We start from the raw sequence: 17,602 nt of genomic DNA, 5'->3' as shown, positions 1-17,602 counted from the left end.
AGGGACAAGGACCAAAGCACAATCAAAAGCCAGAGCAATCCCCGCTTCGCGGGGATGACGAGCAGGTGCAGAGCCGAAACAAGGGCCAAAGCCACTGCCGCGGCGAACGCCACAGCCGCTCAACGCAGCTGGCTATCTTTGCTGCCGCGTCGGTTGTAACCGGCAAACGCCTCGTCTTCGTCCTGCGCCTGCTGGCAGGCGATGCACAGCCTTACTCCAGGCACGGCCTTGCGCCGCGCCTCTGGAATCGGCGCATCACATTCTTCGCAATATTCCAGCCCCGGGCCGCTGGGCATGCGGCTGCGCGCACGCTTGATCGCGTCCTCGACGGTGGCGTCAATCTGATCCTGAACGGCGGTGTCGCCCGCCCAACCGGTAGCCATGCCCTGTCTCCACGTACAGCAACACAGGCAAATTGACGCCTCCGTGACCACATTTCAAGGCGTGGGGGCGAGGGCGTACAGCTCTCTGAACAAGATGCACCACACCAGTCCCCTTCCGCTGCAAGCGCTCGGGCGCCGCACTCACCACATCAGGTCGTCGGGCACCTGGAACTGGGCGTAGTACGCGTCGTCTTCCGCGTTGCCGGTGGAAATCGGTGTGTCCGCGCTCTGGCCGTGATCGAGCACGATCAGGCTGGCGTCACGCTCGCGCACCTTTTCCGCCGCCACGCGCGGCAGCAGTTCGAAACTGTCGCCGTGACGGGCGATCACCAGCGCGCCATTGGCCAGTTGGCTGCGCAGCGCCTCGGTGACCAGGATGGTGCGGATCACTGCGCCGTCGTTGAAACGGTATTCCAGCTCACCGGCACGCGGCAGCTTGCGGTCGGCGATGATCTGCCTGGCCTGCGCGCGCAGCTCGTCGGCACGCCGCTGGGCGTTGTGCTCGGCGGCCAGCTGGCGGTCCTTTTCGGCCTTCTCGGCGCGGGCTCGGTCGGCCTCGCGCTGGCTCTCGGTCGCGTTGACCGGGCCTTTGCCGTGACGCGCCTTGACCTGCTCGCGTGCCACCTGCGAGACCTGCGATTTCTTCACCAGGCCAGCCTTGAGCAGCTGTTCCTGCAGTGGATTACCCTTTGCCATCGTCGTTGTTCATGGTTCTGTTGCCGAGGCTGCCATCATAGCGGCCTGCCCGGTCCCGCCCAAATGCCCATGCTTCCGCTGAAATACCTGAATGGCTATCCCGAACACCTGCAGCAGCGCGCCCGCGAGCTGCTGGACGCGGGCAAGCTGGGCGAAGCCGTCCGCAAGCGCTACGCCGAGCCCAACCCGGTGCGCAACGACCGCCAGCTCTACGACTACGTGCAGGCCATCAAGGAGCGCCACCTGCGCCAGTCGGTACCGCTGGGCAAGGTGCTGTATGACGGCAAGCTGCAGGTGGTCAAACACGCGCTGGGCACGCATACCGCTATCTCGCGCAACCACGGCGGCAAGCTCAAGGCCAGCCGCGAGATACGCATTGCCAGCGTGTTCCGCGAGGCCCCGGCCGAGTTCCTGCGGATGATCGTGGTCCACGAGCTGGCCCACATCAAGGAGGCCGACCACAACAAGGCCTTCTACCAGCTGTGCCTGCACATGGAGCCGGATTACCACCAGTTGGAGTTCGACCTGCGCCTGTACCTGACCGCCTTGGAACATGAACCCGGCTGAGCCGCCCATCGCCGCGCTCTCGCCACAGCGCTACACTCCCCGCCCTTCGTAGAACCCATAAGCCGCCATGACCACCCCTATCCGTCTCGACAAGCGCGTTGCCGCGCAGCTGCAGTGCTCGCGCTCGCAGGCCCAGCAGTACATCGAAGGCGGCTGGATCAGCGTCGATGGCGTGGTGGTGGAAACCCCGCAGACCATGGTCAGCGAGGAAGTGATCACTCTGGCCGCCGAAGGCAGCACCGAAGCCGCTGAAGCAGCCACCTTTGTGATCAACAAGCCGGCCGGCTGTACGGCCGAGCAACTGTTTGCACTATTGGCCGACGAAAACCATTTTGCCGACGACGCCTCCGGCATCCGTCCGCTACGCCGCCATTTCCAGCGTCTGGACTACCTGATGCCCTTGGACGATGCCGCCAGCGGCCTGGTCGTGCTGACCCAGGATTGGCGCGTGCGCCGCCACCTGCAGGAATCCGGCTACAGCCTGGAGCAGGAGTTCGTGGTCGAAGTCAGCGGTGAACCGACGCCGTGGGCGATGCCCAAACTCACCCATGGCCTGATCCATGAAGGCCGCAGCCTGCCACAGGCCAAGATCAGCTGGCAGAGCGAACAGCGCCTGCGTTTTGCGATCAAGGACGTGCGCCCGGGCCAACTGCAGTTCATGTGCAGCCAGGTCGGCCTCAAGGCCGAACAGATTCGCCGCCTGCGCATCGGCCGCATCGGCCTGAGCAAGATGCCTGAAGGCCAGTGGCGCTATCTGGCCGCCGAGCAGAAGTTCTAAGGACAAGCCCCCCAGTTCTTGTGGGAGCGGCGTCAGCCGCGAAGCTGGCAATACGTCCGGCCACTCCAAAAACCGGCATCACACGAAGTGCAGTTGCAGGCTATGGGCGCGCGGACGAAGCACCGGCTTCGCGGGGGGCGCCCGACCCCCAATAGCCAACTGCCGTCACAACCGTCGGATTTACCCCGCAGCCGCCGCACCAATAATCACCACCAGCAGAAACGGCAGCCTCAGCATCAAGGCGACCGCCGCCGCCAACAACGCGCCAATACGCGCATCTAGGGCCAGTCCCTCCCCGGCCGACACCGTATTCATTGCCGTTAACGAGGCCAGCAGACCTATCGTCAGGCAGCCGGCCACGCGGTTCATGCGCGGCGACTCCAACCAGCGCACCGGCACCAGGTAACCAGCGAATTTGATCGCCCAAGCGGCAACGCAGCCCAAGATGATCCATGCCCACAGCGTCATGGTGTCGGCTCCTGCTCGACCTTGGGCGCAACATCGGGCTCCAACCCCTCATCTGCCGGCCCCTTTCCAAACCAGCCCCAGACAGCGGCGACCGCTGCAGCCAATAGAATCGGCACGCCCGGCGGCACCCACGGCAGCGCCAGCACCGTCACCAGGGCACAGACCACCGCAATCGCCATCGGCTCACGCGAACGCAGGCGCGGCCACAGCAAGCCGAGGAAGGCCGCGACCGCCGCACCATCCAGGCCCCATTGGCGCGGGTCACCCAGCGCATCGCCAAGCAGCGCTCCCAACAGGGTGAACAGGTTCCAGCACAGGTAGACGCCCAGCCCCGCCACCCAGAAACCACGCCGCTGCTCCTGCGGCTCGGTCTGACTGGCCGCTGGCGCCGCCGACTCATCGATGGTGACCTGTGCGGCCAGCGGCCGCAGCCAGCCGCGCGGCTTCAACATGCGGTTGATCTGCGCGCCGTAAACCGCATTGCGGATGCCCAGCAAGGTAGCCGCGCCAAACGCCGCCGCACCCGCACCGCCAGCACCGATAACGCCGATGAAAGCGAACTGCGAGCCACCGGTGAACATCAGCAGGCTCAGTGCAGCGGTCTGCGCCACACTGAAACCCGATGCAACCGCCAGCGCACCAAAGGAGATGCCATACAACCCCGTCGCAATCGCTATCGAAGTACCGATGCGTACCGCTGGCGTGAAGCGCGCAGCGGTGCTCATCAGGCGCGCCCGCGCGCTTGTTCGGCTGCGGCGACAAACACCACGTCGGTGGACGAGTTCAAGGCGGTTTCGGCCGAGTCCTGCACCACGCCAACGATGAAGCCGACGCCGACCACCTGCATGGCGATCTCATTGGAGATACCGAACAAACCACAGGCCAACGGAATCAGCAGCAGCGAACCACCCGGCACGCCGGACGCACCGCAGGCACCAATCGCCGCGACCACACTGAGCAGCAGCGCGGTCGGCAGATCCACGGTGTAGCCCAAGGTGTTTACGGCGGCCAGGGTCAACACGGAAATAGTGATTGCCGCGCCGGCCATGTTGATGGTCGCGCCCAAGGGAACCGCCACCGAGTAGGTGTCCTCATGCAGACCGAGCTTGCGGCACAGCTCCATGTTGACCGGAATGTTGGCCGCCGAGGATCGGGTGAAGAACGCGGTGATGCCGCTCTCGCGCAAGCAGCGCAGCACCAATGGATAGGGGTTGCGGCGGGTAACCACGGCCACGATCAGCGGATTACCGACGAAGGCCATGAACAGCATTGCGCCAATCAGCACTGCCAGCAGATGCAGGTAATCCTTCAATGCACCCAGACCGGACTCTGCCAACAACGAGGCAACGATGCCGAATACGCCCAGCGGCGCCAGCTTGATCACCAATCGCACCACCCAGGTCACCGCATCGGAGAAATCACTGACCAGGGTGCGGGTGGTCTGGCTGGCATGGCGGAGCGCCAGGCCAAGGCCAACCGCCCAGGCCAGCAAACCGATGTAGTTCGCGTTGAGCAATGCGTGCACCGGGTTGTCGACGATCTGCATCAACAAGGTGTTGAGCACCTCGCCAATCCCGCCCGGCGCGCTCATGGCGCTCTCGACCGTCTTCAACGTCAATGTGCTGGGGAACAGGAAACTGGCTGCCACGCCAACCATGGCCGCGGCCAAGGTGCCGATCATGTACAGCACCAGGATCATCCGGATATGGGTCTTCTGCCCCTGCTGGTGATTGGCGATGGACGCCGTGACCAGCACCAGCACCAGGATCGGCGCCACCGCCTTCAGCGCGGAAATGAACACCGTACCGAGCAGGCCGACGGCGGTCGCGCCGGCAGGCCAGACCATCGCCAGCACGATGCCGGCGATCAGGCCGATGACAATCTGCAGCACCAGACTGGGCGCTCGGAAAGAGGAAGAACGTTCGGTCATTACAGGGCTCGCGGCAAACGCAAACCCCGATTCTCGCCCACCGGGGGCGTTTTCCGCACCCCCGGAACGTCATGGAATCCTGACAAACTGCCGCCAGATCTCGAACACCGTTAGGATGCGCGCATGGAAAACAAGCATCGCCCCAAACGCCTGCTGCGGTTCCTGGCCTATCTGCTGGCCGTTTTATTGCTGCTGATCGGCAGCGGCCTGCTGCTGGGTGACCACCTCACCCCCAAGGCCGTCGGCGCGCCTTCGCAGGCCCTGCCACTACAGGCGCAGCAGACCCTGATCGACCGTCAACTGCAGCCCTTGCTGGCGGAACATCCGGGCAAAAGCGGCGCGGTGTATCTGTCCGATGGGCTCGAAGCCTACGCCGCACGCGCCATTGTCACGCGCCAGGCCGGGCGCAGCCTGGACCTGCAGTACTACATGTGGCACGACGATATGCTCGGCCATCTGCTCGCCCATGACGTGTACCAGGCCGCCGAACGCGGCGTGCGCGTACGCCTGCTGTTGGACGACATGAACGCTGCAGGCCTGGACCCGCAGATGCTGGCACTGGACACGCACCCCAATATCGAGATCCGGCTGTACAACCCGTTCCGCAACCGCGACGGACTGTGGCGCCTGGTCGAGATGGTGCAACGGGTTTTCAGCATCAACCATCGCATGCACAACAAGGCATGGATCGCCGATGGCCGCGTGGCTATCGTGGGCGGCCGCAATATCGGTGCAGAGTATTTCGACGCACGCCCGGACGTGAACTTCCGCGATCTTGACCTGCTGGTGGCAGGTCCGGTCGCCAACGATGCCAGCAGCATCTTCGATGAATTCTGGAACAGCGACGCGGTGGTACCGATCGTTGCCCTGCAACAAAGCACCAACCAGCAGATGGCCAGCTTCATCAGCCAAGCCGAACTGGATGCACGCCAACAGGAAGCCGCGCCCTACCTGCAGCGGGTACGCGCTCATCTCACCGATGCCTATCTCAGCAAGCAACTGGACCTGCATTGGACCGACGGCGTAAGGATCCGTTCCGACCCACCACGCAAACCCAGCGGCGGCGACAGCAGCCAATGGCTGGTCACCCGGCTGGTCGAGGTACTGAGCAGCGCCGAGCACAAATCATTGCTGATCTCGCCCTACTTCGTGCCCGGCGCGGTCGGCACCAAGGGTCTGATCCAGCAGGTCCAAAGCGGCGTGCAGGTCGGCATCATCACCAACTCACTGGCAGCCAACGACGTGCCTGCCGTGCACAGTGGCTATATGCATTACCGCCGCCCGTTGCTGGCCGGCGGCGTGCAACTGTACGAACTCAAGGCCCGTGGACATATCGAGAAGGCGTCCACCTTCGGCAGCAGCGGTGCCAGCCTGCATACCAAGGCTTTCGTGGTGGACGACCGACGTGGTTTTGTTGGCTCGTTCAACCTTGACCCACGCTCGGCCTACCTCAACACCGAAATGGGCGCGTTGTTCGATGACCCGGTGCTGGCCGCGCGCCTGCGCGAGGAATACCTGCGCCTGTCCAGTGCTGAGTTGAGTTACTGGGTGTACTTGAACAGGGACCACGAATTGCGCTGGTTGGACCGGGCCAGCGCGCCCCCCATCAGCCTGCGCACAGAACCGGACACCGGACTGATGCAGCGCGCCAGCACCCAGGTGATCAGCTGGTTGCCATTGGAATCACAGCTCTAGCCTGAGCAGTCGACATTGCTCGGCGATGTCCCACGAGATATCCGGATACGGACACGGTACGCGCCGCATCCCGGCGCTGCCCGCCTCACTCCAATGTGCCGTTTGCCTGCGTCATCCGCTTCCACAACCAGGCCGCCACGTGTTCAGGCACCTGGCTGGCGAGCGCCACATTGGCCTCAGCCTCGCTCATCAAACCCTGTGCATGCAGCATCGCCGCACTGGCGGCCAACTGCCCAATCTGCAACGAACGCGCCAAGCCCGTAGCAGCCGGCACTTCCACCTGTTTGAGCGCCTGCACGATTGGCGCCGACAACTTCCAGTGCACGGCAATCCGCACCGCGGTCGGCGCGCTGCAACGCTCCAATACTTCCAACAAGGTGCCCGGCTCACGTGTCCGCAACGGTGGCCTCGCCAATACATCGGCAGCAGCCTGCATCGCCATGGCTGCGCTCAAGCCCAGCAGCAGGCCAGCCAGCTGGGCAGCGAAGCCATCCTCACGCTCCACGCTGCGCGCATGGTCGGCAGCGGCCAACGACACCCGCAATGTGTAATCCCAGAGCAGGCGTGCGAACTCGGCGTCAACGCCGCTGGCCGACTCCATGACCGGCTGCACGAGAGCGGCTGAAATGATCTGGCGGATGCCGTCGTTGCCGATCAGCGTCACTGCCCGTTCGATGCTCTGTACGTCCTGTCGCTGCAGGCGATACAGGGAGCTGTTGGCGATACGCAACAGCGTTGCCGCCAATACCGCATCACTGCCGATGATGCGGGCGATGGAACGCGACGAGGCAGTACTGTCATTCACGCTCTGGATCAGCTGCGGCAGCAGGTTCGGCCGGCGCGGCGTGTAGCGTGAAGACATGTCGGCGCGGCTCAGTGCGGTGACTACATCGTCCACCACGGCCCGTTGCACGCGCAGCGCATCGGCCGGCGTATCGCCGGCACCCAGCGCACTGAGCAGGAAGCGCCGCTGCAGATCATCCACGCTGACGACGACCGCTGCATCCTCGACGGGCGCTGCGCTGGCCGACGGCGGCACGCGGAGCCGCCGTTGCGGACGTGCCGCATCGCCACTGCGCCGCTGCCAGAGCCAGACCAGGCCACCGGCAATTACCGCTGCAAGAACTGCCGAGATGATCACCATGACAAATACAAAAGGGTCCACGCGGAAAGCTGCCAATCATATCGGCCGGGACAAGCATTCCTTTACGCCCATCCCACAAGATCCGCACACGCTGCGACCAACCCGATTCCAGTTTATCCATCTGGACACCCGGAGGAATCCAAAGGAAACATGACAAAACCCAACCACACTCAAATCGCGCATAAACCAGTGAATCATTCAAACCAGAATATTCCCATGCACCACACGGCGCCGAAACGGAATCAGATACAGGAATGCAACGCAGCACGTGCAGGCATCGCATCACCACGCCACACAGACACAGATAAGCCCCCCCGCAGTTTCACCAACTAAACAATTTCGAATGTCAGCAAACAATCAAGATCCCAACATCCCACTCCATTCGACAAACAAGTCGCACCGAGCATCAGATCTGTGAATAACAGCACATGCAAATGGCAGTTTCCCTGATTGCCAGTCCCTCTGACACTGCTATGTTTAATTGCAACTTGAAAAACTACATTTTGTTTCAAACATAAAACCCTACCCGCACCACCCTTCAACAGAAGGAACGCCCGTCGAAAAACCATCTGCATAGAAGATACGCAACGAATGCATCCACACGACCAAAGCGGCCGAAAAGGAAATCGGAAATCCCGCCATCAGTGCCGCGTGAATTGAGTGCCGACGACCATTGCGCAAATCCAATCGCACCGCAGCTGGCACGGCAACAAACCACCGAATCCATCCTTGCCGGCCGCCATGCTCCATATGACAACGCATGCCCTGTACGGCGGGTGCAATCCCCAGCCGACATACACGGCCTCCCGACGTACCAGCGGTCAGCCCTTTCATATTTCGCCAGCGGCCTGCACCTGTCCGCCATCGGCGGCCTTGCCTACAACCAAAGGGAGGACACTTATGTCGACACCCCAAGCAACAACAGCAAAAGAACCCAATCGCTACATGGTGCCGGCTCTGGAGAGGGGCCTGAACATGTTGCTGCTGTTTGGACGGCAACGTGGCGAACTGAGCTTCACCCAGGTCTGCCAGCGCACCGGCATGCCCAAGGCATCGGCCTATCGTGCCGTGCAGACACTGGAACAGATGCGTTTCCTGGATCGCAACAGCGCAAGCGGTGGCTATAACCTCGGTATCAGCATTCTGCGACTTGGCTTTGACTACCTGTCATCGATGGACATCGTGCAGATCGGTCAGCCCATCGTTCAACGGTTACGTGACACCACCAGCTACTCAGCGCAGCTGAGCGTGCTGGATGGGCGCGAGGTCGTCTACGTGGCACATGCCAGCGCCATCGGCGAGCTGCCTTCGGGCGTCAGCGTCGGCGCACGCCGACCCGCCCATTGCACCGCGACAGGCCGCGTACTGTTGATGGCGATGCCCGAGCAGGAATTGAGTTTACTGTACCCGGAACCGGCATTTGCACTCACCTCCGAACAGGGGCCAAAAACACCAAAGGACCTGTTCGAGCTGCTGGGCAACGACAGTGCACGCGGTCATGCCATCAGTGAATCGTTCTACCAGCCCGGCGTCTCGACGGTGGCCTATCCGTTGCGTGACTGTGACGGCAACGTGCTGGCCTCGATCAGCATCAGGGTTCCGCGCTCGGTATTGCCAGCAGATATGAAAGCGTCGCTGAGCGCCCAGGTCGGGAAAGCCGCGCGCGAAATCGAAGACGTCCTGCAGGCGTCATGAGCACGTCCCAGTACATCCCCGTGCCACCCACTGATGCCGGAAGCGTCGGCCGCCGCGATCCTGATGGCCCTACGTTTCCAGCTCAGCCACAAGCGCGCTGCTGAGCTGGCACCATCACCGCGGATCAATCCGCCGGGGATGCCTCATTTCTTCTGCTTGTGCAGACGCACGCCCATTGGACCTTGCAGCGAGCCATCCTCGTTGATGGTGAACTCCACCGACTGCGCTTCGCTGCCAGGCACTGCAACTTTCAAGATGTTGTCGTCACGGGTGTAGCGGCTTTGCTGTGCCTTGCCCAGCGTTTCAACCGTGACCTTGCCATCAGACTCGAATGTGTAGCTGACCATCCCCATGCCATCGTCCCAGGTGCCACTCAAGCCCTGGCTGCAGGCAGCCAGCAAGGTTGCCAGCGCAACGATCAGCAACTTCTTCATCCACAACTCCCAATAACAGCGCAGACCGCCACGGCGGTGTATCCAGAAGCATTCTGACACACGCGAAATCAGGCTAGTCTGGTAGCTTCCGCCATGGAGCCGATTGCAATGGGTCGCATCCTGATGTCGCTATGTCTGCTGGGTATGCTCATGGGCTGCAGCAGTCTGCCCTCAACTGCCAGCACGGCAGCCGCCAACGGGCAGTTCGTCGCTCGGCAGCTCGATTTCGAGGGCCGTCAGTTCCGTTACCAGGTGTTTGTGCCCGCCACTACCGCCACACCCGCCGGCCCGCGGCCACTGGTGCTGTTCCTGCATGGCTCCGGCGAGCGCGGCGATGACGGGCTCAAGCCTACCTTGGCCGGGATTGGCCCCTGGCTCTCCCAGAACATGAATACCTTCCCGGCCCTGGTGGTGTTCCCACAGGTGCCAGAGGGTGAAGAATGGCGCGGACGCAACGCACGAATGGCGCTGGCAGTTCTTGAGGCGGCCAGCAAGGAGTTCGCTGCCGATCCACAGCGCATCTACCTGACCGGCATATCGATGGGTGGCTACGGCAGTTGGGAACTGGCGCTGACCCGCCCGGACCAGTTCGCCGCACTGGTGCCGATCTGCGGCGCACTGCGAGCACCGCGTGCCGATCGACCCGGACTGATGGTCGACCAAGTGGCCAATGTCGCCGACCCCTATCAAAGCGTCGTCAGCCGCCTGCGCCATGTACCCACCTGGGTATTCCACGGTGCCCTCGATGAGCTGGTGCCAACCACCGATGATCGCGCGATCGCCGCCGCCAGCCGGCAGATGGGGGCAGGTTTCCGTTACACCGAGTACCCGGACGTCCAGCACAACGCCTGGGATGCCACCTACCGCAACCCGGCGATGGGGGAGTGGATGCTGAGCCAAAAGCGCCACTGATGTGGGCGGCCATCAGGCTTGCAGCGGGAGCCAGGAAATCAGCTCCCGCTGCGCTATTTACGGGCTTTGCGAACGATGCAAGGGCCTGTGCAGCCAGTCCGTCGCGATAGCGTGACCGCAATCACGCATCGAATGCTACTGCCTACACCCGCCCTGCACGGCCTGAATTGGACAGTGAGAACCAGTGCATAGCCCTGCCTTTTGGCTCCAGCCGTACTTTCCAACCGTACCGGGTTCGTGCCATAACAGCGCCACCCCGCCCGCGGCAGCCACTTGGGGGCGGCTGCCGACTGCACTACGCCGCAACGGTAACCGGAGACTGAGGCTTGGCAACTACCGCATCGGCAGCGCAGCACACCTTGACGCGTACCCGTGGACTGCATTCCCGCCTACACCTGCTGATCCTTGCGACCCTGCTACCTTTGCTGGTGATCGGCGCCTTCGCCGTCTGGAACGCCGCGCACGACTACCGCCACAGCTCCGAACAACGCCTGCAGGAAACCGCCATCGCCCTTGCCCGCGGCGTTGACCAGGGTATCGAGGACAACATCAACCAGCTGCGCCTGCTGTCCTCGCTCGCACCGCAGCTGCAGGAAACAGCCCCTGAGCTGCAGGCATGGGCGCGCGCGAACCCGGATATCCGGTTGATCCAGGATGACAGTGAGCAGGCCCGGACATTGCCATCAGGCCTGCTGTACGACGCACGTCGCGAAGGCAGGGCGCAGGTCTCGGATCTGTTCACCAATGCCATCACCAACACCCCGGCAGTCGCCATCGCCCTACCCTTCGGTGATACCGGTGACACCCGCGTCCTGACCATGGTGCAGCCCTCCAATCGCCTGATTGCCAGCATCATGGGCAGCGGTAATGACCAGCAGTTGCTGGCTGCGGTCGTCGATAACAATGGCGTCATTGCCGCTCGATCGCTTTCGCCGGAACGTTACATCGGCAAGCAGGTTCCCGACTGGCAGACGCTACAGCGCAACAGCGCCCAACACGGGCTGATCGATGCCAGCAGCAAGGAAGGCACACCGGTAATCTTTGCCTTCCACAGGTTGCAGGCCGCCCCCGGATGGACGCTGGTCGTGGGAGAGCCACAACAGAGCTTCCAGGCCCGCTGGCAACAACCGCTGCTGGGGATCATTCTCGGCGGCATCGTCGCAGCCGTGATCGCCCTGCTTTGGGCCAACGCGATCGCCCGCAGCATCCTGCTGCCGATCCGGGCCCTCGCCCAGCGCAGCCATGGTGTCGTCGACAACCTCGCCACCCTGCCCGATCCACACCCGTCCAATATCCGCGAAGTACGCAGCCTGCAGAGCAGCCTCAGCGGCACTGTCGATGCTTTGAAGAAGAGCGCCGATGAAGCGCGCGCCCTGGCCCGTAACCTCAAGGCCAGCGAGCAGCGTTACCGCGCCGTCGCCGAAGCCGGCGCGCTGGTGCTGTGGCAATCCGATCGCAATGGAACGGTGCTCTCGGCCACCGGTTGGCGCGAGCTGACCGGCCAACCCGATGATCATGCGCTCGGCAAGGGCTGGCTGCGCCGGGTCAACGAAGACGACCTGCCACAGATAGAAATCGCATTGGAACAGAGTTTCACAGCCACCAAAGCCGCCTCGCTGGACGTCGAGTTCCGCGTACTGGACCTGTACGGGAAGTGGCGCTGGCTGCGCGCACGCGGTGCCCGCATCGGCCACAGCCTGAGCAGCTGGGCCGGCGTACTGGAGGACGTGGACGCGCGGCGCCAGGCGCAGGCGCGCATCGCCTACCTGGCACAGCACGATCCGCTGACCTCATTGCCAAATCGCAACATGCTGTTCGAGAAACTCGACCAGGCCCTGATCGCCGCACGCCGCGGTCACCACAGCGCCCTGTTGCTGCTCGACCTGGACCGCTTCAAGGACGTCAACGACAGTCTCGGCCACCCCACCGGCGACCGCCTGCTGCAGGAAGTCGCCCAGCGCATCCTCGGCTGCGTACGCGGCAATGACCTGGTCGCGCGACTGGGCGGCGACGAGTTCGCCATCCTGATGGCATCGGAAAGCCGCATGCCTGAAGCGGCCGCTTCACTGGCCGCGCGGTTGGTGGAAGAACTGGGCCGCAGCGTCGAACTGGAGAACCACCAGTTCGCCATCAGTACCAGCATCGGCATCGTCCTGATCGACAACCAGGCCAACGCCGCGGACACCTTGATGCGCAACGCCGATCTGGCGCTGTATCGGGCCAAGGACGAGGGCCGCAGCTGCTACCGCTTCTTCGAGGCGGAAATGGATACCCGCATGCAGCGGCGCCGGCAGCTGGAAACCGAACTGCGCGCGGCCCTGCAGCAACAACAGTTTGAGCTGCACTACCAGCCGCTGGTGGACCTGCGCCTGCGCCAGGTCGCCGGTTTTGAAGCGCTGCTGCGCTGGAATCATCCGCAACGTGGCCTGCTCGAACCCAGTGAATTCCTGGCCTTGGCCGAAGATATCGGCATGATGCTGCCGCTGGGGGCGTGGGTGCTGCGCCAGGCCGCCCAGGATGCAAGCCAGTGGCCGGAGCAGATGAAGATCGCGGTGAACCTGTCGGTGTCGCAGCTGGCCCAGCCCGATCTGGCAGAAGGCGTCGAGCAGGTATTGGCAGAAACAGGGCTGGCACCGGCGCGGCTGGAACTGGAGATCACCGAAAACGCGCTGATCACCAACATCGAGGCGGCGTCGGCACAGCTGCTGCAGCTGAAGAAGGCCGGCGTGTCGATCGTGATGGACGACTTCGGCACCGGCTACTCCTCGCTCGGCTACTTGCGTGCATTCCCGTTCGACAAGGTCAAGATCGACAAGTCCTTCGTCCGCGACCTGGGCGAACAAAGCCAGGGCAGCGCCATCATTGGCGCGGTATCACACCTTTGCGAGAAGCTGGGCATCGCCACGACCATCGAAGGCGTCGAGACCCAGGCGCAACTCGCACAGTTGAAGGAGGAACACTGCGCCGAAGGCCAAGGCTATGTATTCGGTCGACCGATGCCGTTGGCACGGGTGAGTGATTTCATCCGCGAGTGGCCGACACACTGGAACGCGGAAGTATGAGTCCTGGAGCAGGCCGGCTGAGGCCGCCGACAGCGCGGTAGCCTGGGCAAGTGCAGCGCCCCAGGGACTCTGGCGGACAACCGGCAAGACCGCATGTCCAGCAGGGCCGGCGCTCCGCCTGCCCTGATGACGCAAGCCTCAGTTGACTCCGCGGATCGCCAGGGTCAAGGCCAGCACGCTCAGGATCACCGCGATGGTGCCATCCAGAATGCGCCAGGTGGAGGGCTTGGTGAACAACGGCGCCAGCATCCGCGCGCCCAGCCCCTGCACCGTCAGCCACACACCGCTGGCGGTCACCACGCCGATGGCAAAGGCCATGCGCGACTCACCGAAGTTGTCGGCGATCGAACCAATGACCATCATGTCCAGCCAGAAATGCGGATTGATGATGGAGAAACCAGCCGCAGCCATCAGCGCCGTTCGCAGCGACTGCTCGCCGTTTTCATCCAGGTTCATGCCACCCCCACCCACCACCGCACGCCGCGCCGACTGCGCCGCGTACCAGGTCAGGAAGGCAACACCGCCCCACAGCAGCACGGTGGTCAGCCACGGCAACTGTGCGGTCAACTGACGCAGGCCGGCCACGCTGGCCATGATGAACACCGCGTCGATGGCAAAACACGTCGCGATGATCGGAATCACGTGCTGGCGCATGATGCCCTGGCGCAGGATGAACGCACTCTGCGCGCCGACGATGGCGAACAGACCGATACCGATACCGGCACCACTGAGCCAGGCACTGCCGGCAGCTTGGGCGGAAATAACCGAAAACATGAGGAAAAACCTTGCTACTGGGGGGAAGGACGCAGCGGGAGAACCCACCGGCACGTCCGGACGCGGCAATTGTCGCAATGCAGCAAGGAAAAGTAGAGCTAAACTTCGTTAACCATCATTAGCAGAACTTAATATGCGCATCGATCATGCCCAGTTGCGGGCGCTGGCCGCCGTCATCCGCGAAGGCAGCTTCGAGCGCGCGGCGCTGGCGCTGAACGTCACCGCTTCGGCGGTATCGCAACGGATCAAGGCGCTGGAGGACAGGGTCGGCAAACTGCTGATCAAGCGCACCATCCCCACCGAGGCAACACTGGAAGGTCAGGTGCTGGTACAGCTGGCCGAACAGACCGCGCTGCTCGAGCGCGACGCCTTCGAGCGCATCGGCCTCAGCGACGCCGAGTTGCCCAGGGCCAGCATCCCGGTAGCGGTCAACCACGACAGCATGGAAACCTGGTTCCCGGAGGCGGTGCAGAACTTCTCCCACAGCACCTCCACCACCCTGGACCTGCACACCGAAGACCAGGACCACACCGTTGCCCTGTTGCGCCAGGGCGCGGTGATGGGTGCGGTCACCACCTTGTCCGAGCCGGTGCAGGGCTGCCAGATCCATGCGTTGGGCAGCATGCGCTACGCCGCCACCTGCACCCCCGAATTCCATGCCAGGCATTTCGCCAAGGGCGTGACCGCACAAGCGCTGGCGCAGGCACCGGTGTTGGTATTCAACCGCAAGGACGACATGCAGGCCCGCTATGCACGCCGTCTGGCCGGGGTCGAACAGCCGCACAATGCGCCGACCTGGTGGATCCCCTCCACCCGCGCCTTCGTCCACGCCAACCTCGGTGGACTGGGCTGGACCATGAACCCGCTGCCATTGGTACGCCGGCACCTGGAGAGCGGACGCCTGGTCTACGTCAAGGCGCGCGCCTGGGAGGACGTGCCGTTGTACTGGCAGCACTGGAAGGGCGAGGTCAAAACCATGGCCTTGCTGACCCGTGCAATCCTGCAGGCCTCGGCCATGCTGATACGCAAGCGCAAATAGCGCAGGGCCAGTGCTGCACTGCAAGTTTCCCTAAAGGACACTGCCTGCCCCGGCTGCCCGGGCGGATGCTGCATGGATCAACCCGCGCACCTACCGGAGCCGCCAGATGTCGAGCAAGCGATCTGTCCCCGTCATTTCCTCGTGGCTGCTCAGCGCCTTGGCCGCGCCGCTGGCGGGCGCCATGCTGATGCTGGCCCCCACCAGCGCCAAGGCCCTGGAGTGCGGTAGCAACAACGGTTACACCTGCACCGGCACGGCGAACCAATACGCTGGCGGGTTCAATCCCGGTGTCGGCCAGGGCGGCTTTGGCGGCGGCAGCTGTACCGCCAGCAAGACCCCGGTGGTGTTCATTCCCGGCAATGGCGACAGCGCCATCAGCTTCGACATGCCAGCCGGCGCAGTCGCCGGCTACAGCACCCCACCGCGCTCGATCTACGCCGAACTGAAGGCTGCCGGCTACAACGACTGCGAACTGTTCGGCATCACCTACCTCAGCGCCAGCGAGCGCGCGGCGCCACAGTACAACTACCACGCACCGGCCACCTATCAGACGATCAAGACCTTCATCGACAAGGTCAAGGCCTATACCGGCAAGAGCCAGGTCGACATCGTCACCCACTCACTGGGCGCGACCATGGCCCTGGCCTCGATCAAGTACAACGCCAATCAAGGCAGCGTGCGCCGCTTCATCAACATCGCCGGCGGATTGCGCGGCCTACAGACTTGCCGCAGCACCGGTTATCAATCGACACTGGCGCCCACCTGCAACGCCGAGGCCTATGTATTCCCGTACAACTACTACACCTTCGGCCTGTACCCGAGCACCGGCGTTGCCTACTACGGGTACAACCGCTGGACCGGCAGCGGCAGCGGCAGCCTGCGCACGTTCCCGGCCACGTACACCGGCATCCGTTTCTATACCATCACCGCCGGCTCGCGTGACCAGGTGCATTGCTTCACCACCATCTACAGCACCGGCTGCGCCGATGGTGCCCTGTTCAACAACGCCACCAATGTCTACGCGCAGGTCGACATCGGCGCAAGTAGCAGCGCCTACAGCTTCGACTGGGATTGGAGCGACGGCAGCCCTTACAACTTCGGTGGCGGCGACACCAGCAGCGGCGTCGGCCATTTCCGCTCGAAGAACAATGCCGGCCTGATCGTTCGCAACATGCTCACCAGCGACTGCACCAGCAATTGCGCAGCCGGCTACAGCGGCGTGTACGGCCCTGCGGTCAATCGCTGAACCACGCTCTCAATCGAAGTACATCGATACGCCGACGCCGCCTTGCCAATCGGTGGTGTCGGCATCCAGCCCGCGCAGGAGCGATGCATCCAGTTGCACGCGCGGGCTCACCATCCACGTCACACCGGCGCCGGCCGCACGCATGTACTGCGCGCCGGTGCCATAGCCGGCTTCCACATAAGCCGACAACTGCGGCCGCAATGCGAAGCCGTAGCTCGGCGAGAACAACCAACCAGTACCGTCATCGCCCCATTGCCGGTCGATGTAGAACGCCAGGCTGCTGTCGCGCGGCAGCGCCCATGCCACCGTCATGCCCAGATCGTAGTCGTGCCCCGCATCACCCAGTGGGGCCCTGCCCCAAGGCAGACTGGCCCCTGCTTTGAGTGCCACTGATAGCTGTTCGTTGGCCAGCGGCGGTGCCCACTTGAGTGCCGCGCTACCGTCTCCGCCACCGCTCTCCTGCACACGGATACCGGAGCCGCGCTGCCGCAGCCCGCTCCAGCTATCTGCGCCGAGCTGCAACTCCAGCGTATCGGCAAGCCCGACGCGCAACAGCGTGCCTGCGGTCCATGTGGTGGTGGTCAGGCCATCGCTGCGATCGCGGCTGGCATCGGGCAAGCCCTGCTCCCAGACAACGACGTGCTTGCCGACCGTACTGGTTGAGAAGCCGATGCCTGGACGGTCGAATTCCGGCGCGTCTTCGGCCAGGGCGTGGCCACTGGCCAAGGCGAGCACTGCAAGCAGCAGGGGCGAGGTCTTCATGCCCGCCATGTTCCATA

17 protein-coding genes are annotated in these 17,602 nt (G+C 63.5%); 8 read left to right on the top strand and 9 right to left on the bottom strand.

Features of this window, described 5'->3' with window-relative positions:
* Positions 1-119 precede the first annotated feature (119 nt).
* On the bottom strand, positions 120-383 hold the full coding sequence (locus tag ACVOLS_RS08140) for a DksA/TraR family C4-type zinc finger protein (protein ID WP_481545203.1): 264 nt from the start codon (positions 381-383) through the stop codon (positions 120-122).
* Positions 384-524: 141 nt separating this feature from the next.
* Entirely contained in the window at positions 525-1,079 is a 555-nt protein-coding gene (locus tag ACVOLS_RS08135) for a DUF2058 domain-containing protein (protein ID WP_481545202.1), read from the bottom strand.
* Between the two features lie 69 nt (positions 1,080-1,148).
* On the opposite strand from ACVOLS_RS08135, the gene ACVOLS_RS08130 reads away from it, so the two are divergent.
* Positions 1,149-1,646 carry a M48 metallopeptidase family protein gene (locus tag ACVOLS_RS08130; protein ID WP_303749993.1) on the top strand — a complete coding sequence of 166 codons (498 nt, stop codon included), beginning with the start codon at positions 1,149-1,151 and terminating at the stop codon, positions 1,644-1,646.
* 67 nt (positions 1,647-1,713) lie between these two features.
* On the top strand, positions 1,714-2,424 hold the full coding sequence (locus ACVOLS_RS08125) for an rRNA pseudouridine synthase (protein WP_481545201.1): 711 nt from the start codon (positions 1,714-1,716) through the stop codon (positions 2,422-2,424).
* A gap of 180 nt (positions 2,425-2,604) precedes the next feature.
* Here ACVOLS_RS08125 and ACVOLS_RS08120 read toward each other — a convergent pair whose 3' ends face one another.
* Genes ACVOLS_RS08120 through sstT form a run of 3 tightly spaced genes read right to left on the bottom strand, consistent with a single transcriptional unit; the run spans position 2,605 to position 4,822 of the window.
* On the bottom strand, positions 2,605-2,892 hold the full coding sequence (locus ACVOLS_RS08120) for an AzlD domain-containing protein (protein ID WP_481545200.1): 288 nt from the start codon (positions 2,890-2,892) through the stop codon (positions 2,605-2,607).
* On the bottom strand, positions 2,889-3,617 hold the full coding sequence (locus ACVOLS_RS08115; RefSeq protein WP_481545199.1) for an AzlC family ABC transporter permease: 729 nt from the start codon (positions 3,615-3,617) through the stop codon (positions 2,889-2,891). The genes ACVOLS_RS08120 and ACVOLS_RS08115 overlap by 4 nt, the downstream gene beginning before the upstream one ends.
* Entirely contained in the window at positions 3,617-4,822 is a 1,206-nt protein-coding gene (gene sstT / locus ACVOLS_RS08110) for a serine/threonine transporter SstT (protein ID WP_481545198.1), read from the bottom strand. The genes ACVOLS_RS08115 and sstT overlap by 1 nt, the downstream gene beginning before the upstream one ends.
* 123 nt (positions 4,823-4,945) lie before the next feature.
* Here sstT and ACVOLS_RS08105 point away from each other — a divergent pair, with 123 nt between their 5' ends.
* Positions 4,946-6,517 carry a phospholipase D family protein gene (locus tag ACVOLS_RS08105; RefSeq protein ID WP_481545197.1) on the top strand — a complete coding sequence of 524 codons (1,572 nt, stop codon included), beginning with the start codon at positions 4,946-4,948 and terminating at the stop codon, positions 6,515-6,517.
* 85 nt (positions 6,518-6,602) lie between these two features.
* Here the strand turns inward: ACVOLS_RS08105 and ACVOLS_RS08100 are convergent, their stop codons facing one another.
* A complete protein-coding gene (locus ACVOLS_RS08100) occupies positions 6,603-7,682 on the bottom strand; it encodes an HDOD domain-containing protein (protein WP_481545196.1) in 1,080 nt (359 codons plus the stop codon).
* A 720-nt stretch (positions 7,683-8,402) separates the two neighbouring features.
* On the opposite strand from ACVOLS_RS08100, the gene ACVOLS_RS08095 reads away from it, so the two are divergent.
* Complete coding sequence (locus ACVOLS_RS08095) at positions 8,403-9,356, top strand: IclR family transcriptional regulator (protein WP_481545220.1); 954 nt, start codon at positions 8,403-8,405, stop codon at positions 9,354-9,356.
* 143 nt (positions 9,357-9,499) lie between these two features.
* Here the strand turns inward: ACVOLS_RS08095 and ACVOLS_RS08090 are convergent, their stop codons facing one another.
* The gene (locus tag ACVOLS_RS08090; protein ID WP_481545195.1) at positions 9,500-9,790 is read right to left on the bottom strand and encodes a hypothetical protein; all 291 of its coding nucleotides are present in this window, start codon (positions 9,788-9,790) and stop codon (positions 9,500-9,502) included.
* Positions 9,791-9,883: 93 nt separating this feature from the next.
* Here ACVOLS_RS08090 and ACVOLS_RS08085 point away from each other — a divergent pair, with 93 nt between their 5' ends.
* Both ACVOLS_RS08085 and ACVOLS_RS08080 read left to right on the top strand, forming a co-directional pair.
* On the top strand, positions 9,884-10,702 hold the full coding sequence (locus tag ACVOLS_RS08085; protein ID WP_481545194.1) for a carboxylesterase family protein: 819 nt from the start codon (positions 9,884-9,886) through the stop codon (positions 10,700-10,702).
* Positions 10,703-11,028: 326 nt separating this feature from the next.
* Positions 11,029-13,764, top strand: coding sequence for a bifunctional diguanylate cyclase/phosphodiesterase (locus tag ACVOLS_RS08080; protein WP_481545193.1), 2,736 nt, complete (start codon positions 11,029-11,031; stop codon positions 13,762-13,764).
* A gap of 138 nt (positions 13,765-13,902) precedes the next feature.
* Here the strand turns inward: ACVOLS_RS08080 and ACVOLS_RS08075 are convergent, their stop codons facing one another.
* Positions 13,903-14,538 carry a LysE/ArgO family amino acid transporter gene (locus tag ACVOLS_RS08075; RefSeq protein ID WP_481545192.1) on the bottom strand — a complete coding sequence of 212 codons (636 nt, stop codon included), beginning with the start codon at positions 14,536-14,538 and terminating at the stop codon, positions 13,903-13,905.
* A 133-nt stretch (positions 14,539-14,671) separates the two neighbouring features.
* Between ACVOLS_RS08075 and ACVOLS_RS08070 the strand changes: the two genes are divergently transcribed.
* Both ACVOLS_RS08070 and phaZ7 read left to right on the top strand, forming a co-directional pair.
* Positions 14,672-15,577 carry a LysR family transcriptional regulator ArgP gene (locus ACVOLS_RS08070; protein WP_481545191.1) on the top strand — a complete coding sequence of 302 codons (906 nt, stop codon included), beginning with the start codon at positions 14,672-14,674 and terminating at the stop codon, positions 15,575-15,577.
* A 106-nt stretch (positions 15,578-15,683) separates the two neighbouring features.
* Complete coding sequence (gene phaZ7 / locus ACVOLS_RS08065; RefSeq protein WP_481545190.1) at positions 15,684-16,823, top strand: extracellular native short-chain-length polyhydroxyalkanoate depolymerase PhaZ7; 1,140 nt, start codon at positions 15,684-15,686, stop codon at positions 16,821-16,823.
* A 9-nt stretch (positions 16,824-16,832) separates the two neighbouring features.
* Here the strand turns inward: phaZ7 and ACVOLS_RS08060 are convergent, their stop codons facing one another.
* The gene (locus ACVOLS_RS08060; protein ID WP_481545189.1) at positions 16,833-17,585 is read right to left on the bottom strand and encodes a transporter; all 753 of its coding nucleotides are present in this window, start codon (positions 17,583-17,585) and stop codon (positions 16,833-16,835) included.
* Between the last annotated feature and the right edge of the window lie 17 nt (positions 17,586-17,602).

It is taken from the genome of Stenotrophomonas sp. STEN038, assembly GCF_056759895.1.
Note: the sequence above shows the minus strand (reverse complement) of the source record. Positions and strands in the feature narration are given on the sequence as shown.

Excerpts from the sequence above, each read along its gene's own strand:
- ACVOLS_RS08090 (WP_481545195.1), bottom strand. The coding sequence starts at position 9,790 with ATGAAGAAGTTGCTGATCGTTGCGCTGGCAACCTTGCTGGCTGCCTGC.
- ACVOLS_RS08085 (WP_481545194.1), top strand. The coding sequence starts at position 9,884 with ATGGAGCCGATTGCAATGGGTCGCATCCTGATGTCGCTATGTCTGCTG.
- ACVOLS_RS08135 (WP_481545202.1), bottom strand. The coding sequence starts at position 1,079 with ATGGCAAAGGGTAATCCACTGCAGGAACAGCTGCTCAAGGCTGGCCTG.
- phaZ7 (WP_481545190.1), top strand. The coding sequence starts at position 15,684 with ATGTCGAGCAAGCGATCTGTCCCCGTCATTTCCTCGTGGCTGCTCAGC.
- ACVOLS_RS08105 (WP_481545197.1), top strand. The coding sequence starts at position 4,946 with ATGGAAAACAAGCATCGCCCCAAACGCCTGCTGCGGTTCCTGGCCTAT.
- sstT (WP_481545198.1), bottom strand. The coding sequence starts at position 4,822 with ATGACCGAACGTTCTTCCTCTTTCCGAGCGCCCAGTCTGGTGCTGCAG.
- ACVOLS_RS08075 (WP_481545192.1), bottom strand. The coding sequence starts at position 14,538 with ATGTTTTCGGTTATTTCCGCCCAAGCTGCCGGCAGTGCCTGGCTCAGT.
- ACVOLS_RS08130 (WP_303749993.1), top strand. The coding sequence starts at position 1,149 with ATGCTTCCGCTGAAATACCTGAATGGCTATCCCGAACACCTGCAGCAG.
- ACVOLS_RS08115 (WP_481545199.1), bottom strand. The coding sequence starts at position 3,617 with ATGAGCACCGCTGCGCGCTTCACGCCAGCGGTACGCATCGGTACTTCG.
- ACVOLS_RS08095 (WP_481545220.1), top strand. The coding sequence starts at position 8,403 with ATGCTCCATATGACAACGCATGCCCTGTACGGCGGGTGCAATCCCCAG.
- ACVOLS_RS08120 (WP_481545200.1), bottom strand. The coding sequence starts at position 2,892 with ATGACGCTGTGGGCATGGATCATCTTGGGCTGCGTTGCCGCTTGGGCG.
- ACVOLS_RS08070 (WP_481545191.1), top strand. The coding sequence starts at position 14,672 with ATGCGCATCGATCATGCCCAGTTGCGGGCGCTGGCCGCCGTCATCCGC.
- ACVOLS_RS08140 (WP_481545203.1), bottom strand. The coding sequence starts at position 383 with ATGGCTACCGGTTGGGCGGGCGACACCGCCGTTCAGGATCAGATTGAC.
- ACVOLS_RS08125 (WP_481545201.1), top strand. The coding sequence starts at position 1,714 with ATGACCACCCCTATCCGTCTCGACAAGCGCGTTGCCGCGCAGCTGCAG.
- ACVOLS_RS08060 (WP_481545189.1), bottom strand. The coding sequence starts at position 17,585 with ATGAAGACCTCGCCCCTGCTGCTTGCAGTGCTCGCCTTGGCCAGTGGC.